Genomic DNA, 13,095 nt, shown 5'->3' with positions numbered 1-13,095 from the left:
CCCGCCATGCGGATCCTGCTCCTCAACCCGAACACCTCCGCGGCGATGACCGAACGCATGGCGCGGGCGGCGCAGGCGGCGCTGGCCCCCGATGCGCGGATCACCGCGCTCACCGCCACGACGGGCCTGCCCTACATCGCCAGCCGGGCCGAGGCGCAGCTCGCCGGCGCGGCGGTGCTGGAGACGCTCGCCGCGCACCAGGCCGGCCACGATGCCGCGGTGATCGCGGCCTACGGCGATCCCGGGCTGATCGCGGCGCGGGAGCTGTTCGACCTGCCGGTGGTCGGGATGGCCGAGGCGGCGATGCTGACCGCCTGCCAGGTCGGAGCGCGCTTCGCGATCGTCACCTTCGCCCCCGCGCTGCTGCCCTGGTACGAGGATGCGGTGGCCCTGGCCGGCCTGCCGGCCCGCTGCGCCGGCCTCTACGCGGTGCGCCGGCCGTTCCAGGCGGTGACCGAGGTCCAGGACGACTTGCGGCCCGAGATCCTGGCCCTGGCCGAGCGGGCGGTCGAAGAGGGGGCCGACGCGGTGATCCTGGCCGGGGCGCCCCTCGCCGGCCTCGCCACGACCCTGCGGGACGCGGTGCCGGTGCCCCTGGTCGACCCGCTGGCGGCCGCCCTCGGCCAGGCGCAGGCGCTGGTGCGGCTGGGGACGCGGCCGCCCCGGGCCGGACGCTTCGCCCGGCCGCCCGCGAAACCGGCCACGGGCCTGAGCGGGCCGCTCGCCCGCTGGATCGCGCATCGCGAGGGAGAGCCATGATGCAGACCGATGCGACGGGCCCGCTCTGGACCCTCTCGGCCACCGCCCTGGGCCGACGCTACGCCGCCGGGACGGCGAGCCCGGTCGCGGCCGCCCGCGCCTGCCTGGACCGGGCCGAGGCCGTGAACCCGGGGCTCAACGCCCTGGTCGCCGTCGATCCCGAAGGTGCGGCGCGCGCCGCCGCGGCGAGCGCGGCCCGCTGGGCGGCGGGCCGGCCGCTCGGCCCCCTCGACGGCGTGCCGGTGACCATCAAGGACAGCCTGAACGTCGCCGGGTTCGCCACCGGCTGGGGCAGCCGGCTCTACGCGGGGCAGGGGGCGGACCGGGACGAGACGCCGGTGGCCCGCCTGCGCGCGGCCGGAGCGGTGATCCTGGGCAAGACCAACGTCCCGGAACTGACCGTCCAGGGCTATACCGGGAACCCGGTCTCCGGCGTCACCCGCAACCCCTGGGATCCGGCGCTGACCCCGGGGGGCTCCAGCGGCGGCGCCGTCGCGGCGGTGGCCGCCGGGATCGGGCCCCTGGCCCTCGGGACCGATGCGGGCGGCTCGATCCGCCGCCCCGCCTCCCATACAGGCCTCGTCGGCCTGAAACCCACCGCCGGACGGGTGCCGCGAACCGGCGGGCTGCCGCCGATCATGCTCGACCTCGAGGTGGTCGGGCCGATGGCGCGCACGGTCGACGACCTCGCGGCGCTGATGCGGATCCTCGGGGCGGCCGATCCGAACGCGGTCGCGCCGAACGGCTTCGGCCCGTTCGGGACCGCCGCAATGCCGGAGCGCCCGCTGCGGATCCTCCATGTCCCGGCCTTCGGCACCGCCCCGGTCGATCCCGAGATCGCCGACAGCGTCGCCGAGGCGGCCGGGCGCCTCGCCGGCCTCGGCCACCGGGTCGAGACCGGCCGCTTCGACGCGGCGACCGCCATCACGGAGGCGTGGCCAATCCTCGGCCAGGCCGGAATCGCCTGGCTGATGCGGGCGCATCCGGGCCGGCGCGACGACCTCGGCCCCGACATCCGCGCCCTGGCGGAGGCCGGGGCGGCCCTCTCGGCGGCCGACCTGTTCGACGTGCAGCGGATGGCGCTGGCGCTGCGTCAGGATCTCGCCGCCCTGTTCGCCGCGCATGATCTGCTGATGACGCCCACGGCGGCGGCGCTGCCCTGGCGGGCGGAGGACACCCATCCGGAGCGCATCGCCGGGGTGCCGGTGGGCCCCCGCGGCTCGGCGACCTTCACGGGTTTCGTCAACGCCGCCGGCTGTCCCGGGATCTCGATCCCCTGCCGCCCCTCCCGTGCCGGGCTGCCGATCGGGTTCCAGCTCGTGGCGCCCTGGGGCCGCGACGAGGCTCTGGTGGCGATGGCGGCGGCCTACGAGGCCGCCCATCCCTGGCGGATGCTCTGGGAGGGCGGCGCCCCGTGACCGGCCTGTCGCTCCACGCCGTCGACGCCGCCACGGGCCGGCCGGCCGCGGGGATGCGCGTGCGCGTCCTGCGGGCCGGGTCCCGGCGGCGGGTGCTCGCCGAGGGGCGGCTCGGCGCGGACGGGACGCTCGATCATCCGATCGTGCGGACGCGGCTCGCCGCCGGACTCTACGAGGTCGTGTTCGCGATCGGGGACTTCGTCGGGGCGGCGGGGGAGGGGTTCCTGGAGGAGGCCGCGATCCGCTTCCGGATCGACGACCCCGACGGCCACTGCCACCTGCCGCTGAAATTCACCGCCTTCGGCGTCGCCCTGTTCCGCGGCTGCTGAGCCGGGGGTGCGCCGTCCCGGCACGCGCCTGCGGCGGCGCGGCCCTGCCGGCTCCCTCTCCCTTTGAGGTGACCGAGGCCCCCGGAGCGCCTAGACTCGATTCCGATCGGAGCGGGGCGCAGGAGGAAGCCGATGCGGGTTCAGGCGATGACGATCCCGGCCGCGTCCGGGCGCGCGACGCGCGGCGCCCCTCCGGCGCGCCTGATGCTGGCCGCGCTGACGGTCCTCGCACTTCCGCTGGCCTGGGTCGCGGCCGGACGCTCCCCTGCGGCCGAAATCGACCCCGATCTCGTGCGGGTGATCCGCTTCATGGCGCTGATCAAGGGCGGGTTTGCCCTGGCGGCGCTGGCCGGCTGCCTCTGGCGCCTCGGACGCCCCGCGGCCGCGTGGCGGAGCCTCGTCTACGTGGCCGGGCCGCCGCTCATGGCGGTCGGTGCGGCCGGCCTGTGGTCCCTGCACGATGCCGGCTCGGCGGCGCTCGCCCTGCATCTCGGTCTGTTCGCGCTCCTCGCGGCGGCGCTGACCGACCCCGATGCCCTGCCCGACGGTCCCCTGCGGCACGCCGTCAGATCGTCTCGTAGGCGAACAGAACCGAGATCAGCGTCAGGCCGATCAGCCCGATGACGAAACAGATGTCGGCGCAGCGCTCCAGGCGGATCGCGAGGTCGCTGACATCCCCCAGACGGATCGACAGGTAGGACGCGATCGCGCTGACCAGGAACAGGACCGCCGTCAGGGCGGCGGCCTCGTCGACGTGGCTCGGCCCGATCCAGCCCTCGGCGATCTTCACGAGGCCGATCAGCGTGGTGCAGACACCGACCATCGTACCGGCATTGGGGAGGATGTGGCGCGACAGGCCGTCCTCGCCGGATCCGGTGGCCTTCCGCCTTTCGGCCATGCGCTCCTCGTACAGCTCCGCGCCGGCCGATCCCCCTTAGATATCGCGCCCGTGGAGGTTCGTCATGAAGCGACCGCTCACCACCAGCTTCTCCGCGCCGCCGCCGGCGCAGGCCGCCTCCCCCGAGCCGGCGACCACAGCGGCGACCACAGCGGCATCCTGGCGCGACGTCGCCCCGTTCGCGGCGGCCCTGATCGCCACCCTGGAGGGGATCGAAACGGGGCCGAAGGCGGGGCCGGCGATGCGGGCACACCGCTCCGCCATGCGCCGCCAGGGCGCGGCGGCCGCGGCGCTCGGCGGATCCGAGGCGCTGGAGGCGGTCCTCCATCAGGTCGCGGAGGCCGACGCGGCGCGGGCCGCTCAGCGCCTCGCGCTCATCCGCGAGGCCTGGACCGGGCTGCCGGGGGCGGGGGCGTGAGGCGTTCGGTCGGCCTACCGGACCGGGCTGGCGGCAGGTCCCGGACGCAGGTCCCGGACGAAGCGCGCCGTCGGGCGGGGCGCCGCCGCTTCGCGCCCCGGATTCAGACCGTCGCGTAAAGATTTGATACAGGATCTGGGATAAATTCGGGCTCAGCCACGCCGCGTCACACCGAGATCGATCGTCAGGAATTTGTGATGAACGACCAAGACAAGCAATTCATCACCCAGCAGATTCTTGATGTGGGCCGCCAGCTCTACGCCGCCCTCGACAGCAAGATCATGGCGGCTCACGCGCAGCAGCTCGCACAGATGCAAGATGTCAGGCGCCTCGCCGTCGTTCAGCTGGCGCCGAAAAACAATTTCTGTCTCGTGACAGATCATCCGATCGCCTACGAGAGCAACGATCACACGGTTCCGCGCGGAACAAAGGATGACAATACACGCAATCAGCGGTTCTGTCATGCGATCGAAAGCCATTTCGGCCGAAAGGTCACCGCCCTGGACCTCGGCTGCGCAGGGGGCGGCCTCGTCTTCGATTTCCTCATCAGAGGCAACGCGGCATTCGGAATCGAGGGAAGCGATTACTCCCTTCGCGCGCAGCGCGCCGAATGGTCTATCATTCCAGATTATCTAAAGACATGCGATATTACCAAGCCATTTTCTCTGATAGATCAGAAGACGGGTACGAAAGCCAAATTTGACGTCATCACGATGTGGGAGGTCCTCGAGCACATCGAGGAATCGTTGCTTCCTCAGCTGTTTGCGAATGTGAAATCTCACCTGGCCGACGGCGGTCTTTTCGTGGGCTCCGCCGCGACATACGACGATGTCGCCAACGGCGTAAGCTACCATCCTACAGTCAAGCCGGAGACGTGGTGGCGCGAGCTTGTCCGGCAGCACGGGCTCGAATTCGTCCCGAAGAGCATGTTTCAGTTCAAGGATTTTTGCCGAGGTTCCGGCAATGAGAACGCATTCTACGATGCCGATTTCAGCAAGAACCCCGAACTCGGCTTCCACTTCGTGATGAAGCACGTCGCCGCTTAGGTGCGGGGCATCCGAACGCAGCCATGAGGGCGCCGCACGCTTGAGCGGACCGAGCGCGCGCCCCACATGGACGGGAGCGACAGCATGGGGGGCCGGCCGTGTACGACCTCATCCACACCCTCCGCCTCTGGCTCTGGCGCCGTCAGGTATGGGCCATGGCACGGGCGTGCCGGGTGCCCGCGACCGGCGACGGCGACTGGATCGCCGCCACCGTGGCGGCCTCCGCGACGAGCTCGGGCGCGCCGGTCTCGTACGTGAGCGGCGCCGGCCTGTAGCGGATCCCGCTTTACCGGGAGCGATCAGCCTTCCGGAGATGGCTCGGCGGCGGCGGCGCCCGGCTCGGGTGCCGGGCCGGTGTCGAGGGTGCCGCTGTGGACCAGGGCGCCGGCCCAGGCGCTCGCGATGATCCGGACCTGCTCGATGGCTTCGGCGCGGGTGAAGGCACTGTTGCCTCCTCCCGGCCTGCCCTCGTCCCAGTAGACGTAGCCGGTGCGCCGGCCGCCGGCATCCTCGACGCAGGCGGCGTTCTCGAGGACGCAGATCCGGAGCGGGAGCTTGAGGCCGAGTGTGGGCATGGGGCCCATATAGGGCGCCGATCCCGCAGGAAATCGGCGCGCCCGCCGCGTGACGGTGCGCCTCAGGCAGGCCTCAGGTGGGTTTGGCCGCGTTGAGCGCCCGCGTCAGGTGCGCCACGACCTCGTCGCCCTTGGGCGGAGGCTCGGCTTCCTCGACCCGCCGGGCGACTTCCATCACGAGGTATGTCACCGATGGCGGCCACGATACGCCGTTGTCCAGGAGCATCCGGGCGGCGCTCACGAGCATCCTGAACTGGTCCGGCGGGATCGTGAGACCGGCCTCGTGCTGCGCGAGGATGTGGTCGGCGATGGCGGCCGCCAGTCCAGCAACCTCGGCCATCTTGTCGGGCGGACCCTCAGCCGTCATCTCAGATCGCGCTTCGTCTTGGAACGCTCGGTGCGGAGCATCTGTCACCTCTCCCAGGCCCATACGGTTCCACAAGCAATCCTGGGCAGCAAGCCACGCGGGCGGTTCGCAACTCCGACGTGTTGGATTGTGAACCATCGACGTCATGCGGCAGATCGGGCGCCCCATGCGTCTGCGCGGCTGGCCGTGCGCCCTGGCATCCCCTCATCGAGGCTCCCCGTTCGTGGCCGCTCTTCACCCGGCGGTCGGCCCCGTGCGGCCAGGGAAGCGGGCCATTGCCGCCCGTGAATGGGATCCTGGGCTCGCATCTTTGCGGAGCCGCGCGCCCGGCCCTCCACCGTTCACCCGAATGCGATGTGACGGGCGCTCCGACGCGGCTCGACCGGTGAGCGAGCTGCGCTGGTCGAGGAGGCAACCGCGTCCTGACCGAAGCCGCGGGCCTCGAAGATCCTGTGGACGACGCCTGGCCGCTTCGCCTCGTCCAGCCCGATCGTGACGCAGGCGAGGGCAGCGGGGCGGCCCTGCGGGACAGCGACCTGCATCTGCTGGTCGACCGGCCACAAACGGAACGGCGACGGGCCGCGCGTGCGTCAGCGTGCGGGCGGCGGCGCGGACGGTCGTCGTCCCATCGATGGCCACCGTCACGCCGTCGGGTTTCCCGTCATCCGAGCGACTGACAAAGATCAGCCCGGCGGTCGGCGCCCCTATCCGGCCGACCCGGAGCGGGCCGGTCGGGGCAATGTCGAAGTAAGAGCGGACGGTCCGTCTCCGATCCAATTCGGCCACTCGGCGGACTCGGACGACAGCCCGAAAACGGATGCGGCCGACGGCACGTCCTACCTGTGCGCCCGCCGGTAGTCACGCGGGCTCATGCCGTGGCGATCCTTGAAGCGGCGCGCGAAATGCGCCTGGCTGCTGAAGCCGCAGCCGTAAGCCAGCATGCCGATCGACAGGTGGGCGCAGGCCGGATCGGCTAGGCGCTTGGCTGCCGCCTCTATCCGGCGTCCCCAGATGTAGTCGGAAATGTGCCGGCCGCGCTCGTGGAACAGCTCCTGCAGCCGGCGCAGCGACACGCCGACCGCGGCGGCGAGCTTCGGCGGGTCGAGGGTCGTGTCACTCAAGTGCGCCTCGACGTAGGCCTTGGCGCGCTGGACGGTGGCGTTGCCGTGTATGGAGCGGGGCACCGCCTGCGCCAACCGTTCGGCGAGACTGGCCACGACGAGATCGATCCCAATCGACGCCATGCGCGCCGCACCGTCGGGGTTGAGCCGATCTCCCACCCGGATCAGTTCCTGGACGTAGGTGTTCGCGAGCATCGTAGAGGCGAGGTTGGCCTCGACCGCGAGGGCAGTGAACAGTTGAGACGGGCCCAGCACGCTCTCCAGGCGCTCCCGCGGCAGGTCGAGGATCAGGAAGGTGCCGGTCTCGATCTCGCTCACGCCCGGTCGATGATCGAGCACGACGAAATCGCCGGCCCGAGCCAGCGCCTCACGCTCGTTCTGCTGGACGGCATGGCGGCCGGATTGGCTGAAGACCGCGTAGAGGCGGTCACCCCGGCCGTTCCGCCGCACCGCCTCGGGTGTCACTTCGGTCCGGGTGGAACTCTGAACGCTTCGCGTGATCGGCAACGCTCCGATCGCGGTGACCTCGATCCGGCCGTGGAACGGCGCCGCGTCAAGATTCCGGATCTCGTTCGGAACCATCTGATCGCACATCATCTCCCGCCATCGACGGAAGGCGATCCTGGGGTGGAGGCCCTCAGTCGAAAAAAGCGGTCGCATCCGCGGTCTCGGTCCACAGCTCGCCATACGAGGGCGGAGATTGGAGGGGCCGCCCGTCTATTGTATATAATCTAAGGATTCAAGCATTGCGGGCCGCCCGAAAACGGACCGGCGGAAACCCATCCCGAGCCGCGTTTCCGGACGCGACCCATGCCAGACGCTTAGGCGACGATCAGCGCATCCCGGAAGCGATCGTAACTCGTTCGCGCCCCACTTTCGTTCGAGGCCGGGTTGGCTGTCGCCGTCGTTTCAACTCGGCGACAGGGGATCCTGTCCAAGGAGCTTTGCACCCATATCCGCCGAACGGCGAACCACCTCGAAGCCATAGGTGGTCATCTCCCGCTCATACGCCTGAAGCGCTGCATCGCAGGACAACTCGCCTTTGTGATGCTTCACGATCCAGTTCCTCAAAAGCCCCGCATCGCGCAAGGCGACGTTCGCGCCTCGCCCCAGGCTGGGCGTCATCGTGTGGATCGCGTCGCCCAGGAGCGTGACCCTCGTCTCCGGCTGGAGATCGAAGGGAATGCAAGAGGCCATCTCGACATAGAAGAATGAACCCGCTTCGCCCGCCCGCGGCACCTTTGCAGCCCCTGACGGCCACTCTGCCAGAAGCCGGCTCGCCAGATCCTGCAGCGTGTCGCTGGAGGCCGCGCGCAGGGCGGCTTCGTCGTCCCCGAACAGCTCCTTGCGCCCCGCGATGATGCAGCCGATGTAATCATCCTGCGTCCGAAGCCTCGCCTGCGGCAGCAAGGCGCGGGCCGCTTGATCGGGCGCCATCGGATAGATCACAGGCCCCACGCCCAGGATCAACTTGCGGGTGTCGAAGGCGGCGGTGAAAATATCGGCCAGGGCGTGAGGCGGCAGAACCCGCCGCGCGTCGCTCAAGGCCAGGCGGCCATAGATGGCGCGGGCACCCGAATCCATCATCTTCGCGTCAGGCGCCCTTTGACGGCGCAACGCCGACCCCGCGCCGTCCGCACCCACCAGCATTGTGCCGCGCGCCGTCCGGCCATCGGAAAAAATCGCGGAGACCCCCGTCTCATCTGTCTCATAACCTTCGAGCCGTGCATCCCAGTGACAAACATCCTCCAGATCCTGCAACAGGATCTCGCGCAGGGTCGCACGGTTCACGTTCAGGTGCTGGGCAATGCCGTCGGTCAGGTGATGCTGCGTCTTGCTGTAGTCGTCGGTCTGGAACCGGCGCTGGATTGCGAAACTCGTGTCCATGATGGTCGTGTAGGGCAGTGGGTGCATCGAGGTGGCCTCGAACAGCGCAAACAGCGGCCCAGGCAGGGCGGCTTTCAGCGCCGAGATGCCATCGGCATCCAGATGCAGGCGGTAGCCCTGCTTTCGATCCCAGGGGCCTGCATCTCGATCATAGACCGCGACCTCAATTTGCGATGCGCGCAAATGTTGCGCAAGACAAAGACCGCCGATCCCCGCACCGATGATGATGATTTTCACGTTTGTTGTCCTTGATATAGGCCTAGATCGAGCGACCAGCCGCCGGAGCGGCCCGCGAAAGGACCTGGAGCTACCAAGGTAAGCGCTGAGATGGTTTTCGAGACGATGTCTGTTAAGCGACCAGACATAAGGCACCCATCTCCACCGGCGCGCAACGCGCACGCCTACGTTCACCTTGGCGTCTGCCAGGTTTGAACGTCGTGGAGCCAGTTGGGCGATGAGAAACCGCAAGCGGCGACCGCGCTACCAATCGGTCTGCTCTCTTCTCGACATGGAAATCATATTCTGAGTCGCGCCAAAATCAACCTGCCGAGCGCGAAAATCGAAGCGCGAAGGGTGGTGATATCCTGGTTCCGAAACGTCGGCCCATAACCGACCAATAGGAGATCATCACGTGCATCAGACGGCCATCGACTGAGTGTCCTTCTGGATCCTCGTAAACGCGTCTGCTTCTCGCGTTTTGCGCCCGGAAGCGGATTGTCAGAAACCCACCCTGAGCCGCCGGTCCGCACCCAACCCCTGCCAGCCGTGCCGCCAGCTTTCGCCGACACCCGGAAGCAGCCATTCACCGCCCCTCCGACATCTTCGACTTAAGGTGGACAGCGGACCGTAGATCGTCGTCCAGAAGCCGACGTTCAGCCTCCGACCGACCATCGTCGCACATGTTGCGGCCTGACTCGCGCCAGATCTGACAGAGATTCCGATCCAGATCTCAAACAGGCACTGCGATCTATCCACCACGTCTCGATCGCGAAGGTTCGGACTGCATCATGGATCGGGGCCAATCAGCGGCCGAGCGCTCCCTGACTTGCTGTTGAAGCCAGTACGCCCCCGCCATCAGGGCGCGCTCCTACGCGGGCGGATGCCGTCCGCCGCTCCCGCTTCCACGATGGTGACAGAAATTGTCACCACGGCGTCGTAGGACGCCGCCTCGGGTGAAAGGCGAGTCCATGAAACGCATTCAATATCACTCCTACGGCGGCCCCGAAGTCATGCGGCTCGAAGAGTTTGCGCTGGGAACGCCAGGGAAGGACGAAGTGGCGGTCGCCGTCCGTCGCGCCGCGCTCAACCCGATCGACTGGAAGGTCCGCAACGGCGCGATGAAGATCGTGACCGGGCGATCGTTCCCGCGTGGAATGGGTCTGGACTTGGCCGGCACCGTCACCGCGGTCGGGGCCGACGTGACCCGATTCAAGATCGGCGACGCGATCTTCGGCATGGCGCGCTTCAAGGAGGCCGGTTCACTGGCCGAAGCCGTCATTGCCAAGGAAGCCGCGCTCGCGAAAAAGCCGGAGACCGTCTCCTTCGAGCAGGCCGCATGCCTCGGGACGGCGGGCGTCACGGCTTGGAATGGCCTCATCGACAAGGCGCGACTGAGGCCCGGTCAGAGCGTGTTCATCAATGGATGCTCGGGTGCTGTCGGAGAGGCCGGCGTGCAGATCGCACGCATGTTCGGCGCCGAGGTGTCGGGCAGCTGTGGCGCCGAAGGGATCGAGCGTGCCCGCTCGCTCGGGCTCCAAACAGTCTATGATTATCGGGTCACCGCCGCATCGACGATTTCCGAGGTATTCGACGTGGTGTTCGATGCTGCAGGAACGCTCTCGACGTCAACCGGTATCGGCATGCTGCGCAAGGGCGGCACCTTCACCACGGTCGAGCCTACGCCCGTACGGTTCTTGCGTGCCGTGTTCGACCGGCGGATGAAACCGATCGTCGGAAAGCCACGTGCGGACCTGCTCGACCGCCTGGCAAAGGCAGCCCATGACAGGACGCTGGTTCTGCCGATTGCCGAAACCGTGCCGCTCGCGCAAGCTATTCCGCTGATCTCGGCAATCGAGGCGGGCCGCAAGCTGCGCGGCAAAGTGGTCGTCACGATCGGGTAGCCGTGTCGCGCAGTCACCGTCTCTTCGACCTCCTCCAGCGTCTCCGCCGTCACCGAGGGGTGGTGGCGGGCGCGGTGCTCGCTCGCGAGGCCGGCGTCTCCTTGCGCACCATCCGCAGGGATATCGCGACTCTGCAAGCCATGGGGGCCGACATCGATGCGGAGGCCGGCGTCGGCTATGCTCTCCGCCCTGGTTTCTTGCTCCCGCCGCTCTCATTCACCGAAGAGGAACTGCACGCACTGGTCATCGGTGCGGAATGGGTGAGCCGTCAGACCGACGCCGCCCTGGCTGAGGCCGTTCGCAATGCTCTCGCCAAGATCGATAGCGTGCTGACTCCGACCCTGCGGCCGGCTCTCGACGACAGCAGTTTCTACGTCGCCTCCGGCCCTCCCTCGGTCGCCACGCGCTTCGATCTGGCGCAGTGCCGCCGCGCGATGCGCGAGCAGCGTAAGATGCGGGTTGTCTACCGTGAAGAAAGTGGCGGCACGTCGGAGAGGATCGTCTGGCCGATCATGCTTGGTTTCGACGGATCCGGGCGAAGCTTTGCAGCTTGGTGTGAGAGAGACGCCGGTTATTGCATTTTCGACGCCGAACGCGTTGTCGATATGACCCTTCTCGTGGAGCATTACCCGGGAAGCCGTCGACAGCTGGTCAAAGCGTGGCGCGCCGTGGCAGAACGACTGTGCGCGCAAAGGGTCCGATAAGGCCGCGGTCCTCCGCAGGGCTGCCGAGGAAGCGGCCGCACCAGCCGTGCAGTCGGCGATCGGCCCGCCGATCAGCAGGAAAGCGAGCGGGCGGCAGGCGCGGTCGGGGGGGCGCGTGGATCCCGGCCGTGCGTCCACCGCGCGAGCGCCCGCTTGCCCGCATCGGTTCTCCCCTTCGCCTCCCGTGGAACAGCGATGGGCCTCCACCCCGGATGCGTCGATCAGACCCTGGGCCGGCGGTCCGCCAGCCTGAGCCAGAGCTTCGAACAGACCGCCCGTCCTTGCCTGCCCAGCGCATGAAGCGGTCAAGGTCTTCTTCGGGCCGTAGATCTCGCGCGGTGCGTCCGCCCGACGTCCGCCGGATTTCAGCCCGTGACCGATGCCGCCGATCACGCGCGGGTCGTCGACGCGCTCCTTGCCTCGCGTATCGGTGGGCAGGTGCGGAGCGATCTTCGCAGACTGCTCGTCCGTCAGCCAGGAATGATCCATCGGCGCCTCCGGCAGGAGCCGTGAATCACACCCTGCCGGGCCGCGCTATCGTTATGGGGGACGACACTAAGACGGCAGGCTGCCGGCTCACTTTTATTGAATGAATACGATCCATTTTCGATTAAAAGCAGAAGCTATTCCTTACTTTGCACCCTGAATGGTCGACGACTCGTGGCGATTTTCCGATATGGCCAGTGGTGGGATGCAAACGAATGCCTTGAGACTCGGATAAGCCGCGTTCATTGCCGCATCGATCGTGTTGTTTTCGATCAAGACCCCATAGCCCGGAAATTCGATCAGCTGATTGGAAAGCGGAAGACAGATCTTCATGAGGTTTCTCGCGCCGAGGGGTGAAACCGTGTACGCCATTACCCCGAAGCTATGACGCAAACGGAGCGGCACGTTCAGCCCGGCACGATCACGGAACTCTGCAACCCGAGCGCGAAGATCATCCTGTTCGAACTGCAGCTTGCAGCGAACCCCTTCGACAACCTCAAGCCAGAGAAAGGCGTCGAAGTTCACCCCCCAAAGAACGACATCCCAATCGGAGGGAAGCGCGTCCAGAATTGTGCGTGCCCCGGCATGAAAATCTCTCGAAAAAATCGCGTCGTCTTCCGCAATCGTTACACAGACATCCTCGTCCGCTGCCTTGGTCCAGAGACCGATATGGGAATGTGCATTGCCCAAGGCTGGATTTGTATAGCGCAAATCTCGATGGATCATCCCGGTCCTGGCAAGTTCGTCGCGATCCAGGTTTCGGCCTTCGACAGCGTCCGGCCGGACAACCTGGAGAAAATCGTTGCGATGCATGAATGTTTTCAATCGCTCAGCGTCGCGATCCAGGTTGATGATGTGAACGGGGACATTCCGGTCGGCATCGATCATCGTCTTGTGCCTCGGCCACACGGGACATCGAAAAATCTTGATTCAAAAGAGCAGACAACAACACAGAGCGAGATTCTTG

At 67.6% G+C, this 13,095-nt stretch carries 15 protein-coding genes and 1 pseudogene; 9 read left to right on the top strand and 7 right to left on the bottom strand.

The annotated features are described in order from the left end of the window. Nucleotides 1–6: 6 nt before the first annotated feature. The 4 genes from GGQ91_RS23955 (at nucleotide 7) to GGQ91_RS23940 (ending at nucleotide 3,130) form a co-directional block, all read left to right on the top strand. Nucleotides 7–759, top strand: coding sequence for an aspartate/glutamate racemase family protein (locus tag GGQ91_RS23955; protein WP_182593002.1), 753 nt, complete (start codon nucleotides 7–9; stop codon nucleotides 757–759). Then, the gene (locus GGQ91_RS23950; RefSeq protein ID WP_111474075.1) at nucleotides 756–2,177 is read left to right on the top strand and encodes an amidase; all 1,422 of its coding nucleotides are present in this window, start codon (nucleotides 756–758) and stop codon (nucleotides 2,175–2,177) included. Before GGQ91_RS23955 ends, GGQ91_RS23950 begins: the two co-directional genes overlap by 4 nt. Continuing rightward, the gene (locus GGQ91_RS23945; protein ID WP_043354274.1) at nucleotides 2,174–2,506 is read left to right on the top strand and encodes a hydroxyisourate hydrolase; all 333 of its coding nucleotides are present in this window, start codon (nucleotides 2,174–2,176) and stop codon (nucleotides 2,504–2,506) included. The genes GGQ91_RS23950 and GGQ91_RS23945 overlap by 4 nt, the downstream gene beginning before the upstream one ends. A gap of 132 nt (nucleotides 2,507–2,638) precedes the next feature. Continuing rightward, the gene (locus tag GGQ91_RS23940; protein WP_246410884.1) at nucleotides 2,639–3,130 is read left to right on the top strand and encodes a hypothetical protein; all 492 of its coding nucleotides are present in this window, start codon (nucleotides 2,639–2,641) and stop codon (nucleotides 3,128–3,130) included. Here the strand turns inward: GGQ91_RS23940 and GGQ91_RS23935 are convergent. Beyond that, entirely contained in the window at nucleotides 3,072–3,404 is a 333-nt protein-coding gene (locus tag GGQ91_RS23935; RefSeq protein WP_043354278.1) for a hypothetical protein, read from the bottom strand. The two genes, GGQ91_RS23940 and GGQ91_RS23935, sit on opposite strands and share 59 nt — an antisense overlap. A gap of 64 nt (nucleotides 3,405–3,468) precedes the next feature. On the opposite strand from GGQ91_RS23935, the gene GGQ91_RS23930 reads away from it, so the two are divergent. The 3 genes from GGQ91_RS23930 (at nucleotide 3,469) to GGQ91_RS23920 (ending at nucleotide 5,143) form a co-directional block, all read left to right on the top strand. Next, nucleotides 3,469–3,822: a hypothetical protein gene (locus tag GGQ91_RS23930; RefSeq protein WP_182593001.1), complete on the top strand. Its 354-nt coding sequence runs from the start codon at nucleotides 3,469–3,471 to the stop codon at nucleotides 3,820–3,822. A gap of 197 nt (nucleotides 3,823–4,019) precedes the next feature. Further along, nucleotides 4,020–4,868: a methyltransferase domain-containing protein gene (locus tag GGQ91_RS23925; RefSeq protein WP_043354281.1), complete on the top strand. Its 849-nt coding sequence runs from the start codon at nucleotides 4,020–4,022 to the stop codon at nucleotides 4,866–4,868. Nucleotides 4,869–4,966: 98 nt separating this feature from the next. Then, nucleotides 4,967–5,143, top strand: coding sequence for a hypothetical protein (locus tag GGQ91_RS23920; protein WP_182593000.1), 177 nt, complete (start codon nucleotides 4,967–4,969; stop codon nucleotides 5,141–5,143). A 24-nt stretch (nucleotides 5,144–5,167) separates the two neighbouring features. On the opposite strand, the gene GGQ91_RS23915 is transcribed toward GGQ91_RS23920, so the two are convergent. The 4 genes from GGQ91_RS23915 to GGQ91_RS23900 form a co-directional block, all read right to left on the bottom strand. After that, nucleotides 5,168–5,452 (bottom strand): hypothetical protein, encoded by a 285-nt coding sequence (locus tag GGQ91_RS23915; RefSeq protein WP_246410882.1) that lies wholly within the window; start codon nucleotides 5,450–5,452, stop codon nucleotides 5,168–5,170. A 64-nt stretch (nucleotides 5,453–5,516) separates the two neighbouring features. After that, nucleotides 5,517–5,810 carry a hypothetical protein gene (locus GGQ91_RS23910; RefSeq protein WP_043354282.1) on the bottom strand — a complete coding sequence of 98 codons (294 nt, stop codon included), beginning with the start codon at nucleotides 5,808–5,810 and terminating at the stop codon, nucleotides 5,517–5,519. A gap of 836 nt (nucleotides 5,811–6,646) precedes the next feature. Further along, on the bottom strand, nucleotides 6,647–7,591 hold the full coding sequence (locus tag GGQ91_RS23905; protein WP_043386563.1) for a helix-turn-helix domain-containing protein: 945 nt from the start codon (nucleotides 7,589–7,591) through the stop codon (nucleotides 6,647–6,649). 249 nt (nucleotides 7,592–7,840) lie between these two features. Further along, complete coding sequence (locus GGQ91_RS23900) at nucleotides 7,841–9,055, bottom strand: FAD-dependent oxidoreductase (RefSeq protein ID WP_274928952.1); 1,215 nt, start codon at nucleotides 9,053–9,055, stop codon at nucleotides 7,841–7,843. 950 nt (nucleotides 9,056–10,005) lie between these two features. On the opposite strand from GGQ91_RS23900, the gene GGQ91_RS23895 reads away from it, so the two are divergent. Next, nucleotides 10,006–10,938 (top strand): NAD(P)-dependent alcohol dehydrogenase, encoded by a 933-nt coding sequence (locus GGQ91_RS23895; RefSeq protein WP_182592999.1) that lies wholly within the window; start codon nucleotides 10,006–10,008, stop codon nucleotides 10,936–10,938. 2 nt (nucleotides 10,939–10,940) lie between these two features. Beyond that, entirely contained in the window at nucleotides 10,941–11,642 is a 702-nt protein-coding gene (locus tag GGQ91_RS23890; protein ID WP_182593017.1) for an HTH domain-containing protein, read from the top strand. Nucleotides 11,643–11,678: 36 nt separating this feature from the next. Here the strand turns inward: GGQ91_RS23890 and GGQ91_RS23885 are convergent. Both GGQ91_RS23885 and GGQ91_RS23880 read right to left on the bottom strand, forming a co-directional pair. Beyond that, nucleotides 11,679–12,131, bottom strand: a pseudogene (locus GGQ91_RS23885) (IS5/IS1182 family transposase); the annotation flags it as partial. A 141-nt stretch (nucleotides 12,132–12,272) separates the two neighbouring features. Then, complete coding sequence (locus GGQ91_RS23880) at nucleotides 12,273–13,016, bottom strand: glycosyltransferase family 25 protein (protein ID WP_182592998.1); 744 nt, start codon at nucleotides 13,014–13,016, stop codon at nucleotides 12,273–12,275. Nucleotides 13,017–13,095: the final 79 nt, after the last annotated feature.

This window comes from Methylobacterium fujisawaense, from assembly GCF_014138435.1.
Lineage (GTDB): Bacteria > Pseudomonadota > Alphaproteobacteria > Rhizobiales > Beijerinckiaceae > Methylobacterium > Methylobacterium fujisawaense.
The sequence above is the reverse complement of the archived record's forward strand: the minus strand, read 5'-3'. Positions and strand labels throughout refer to the sequence as shown.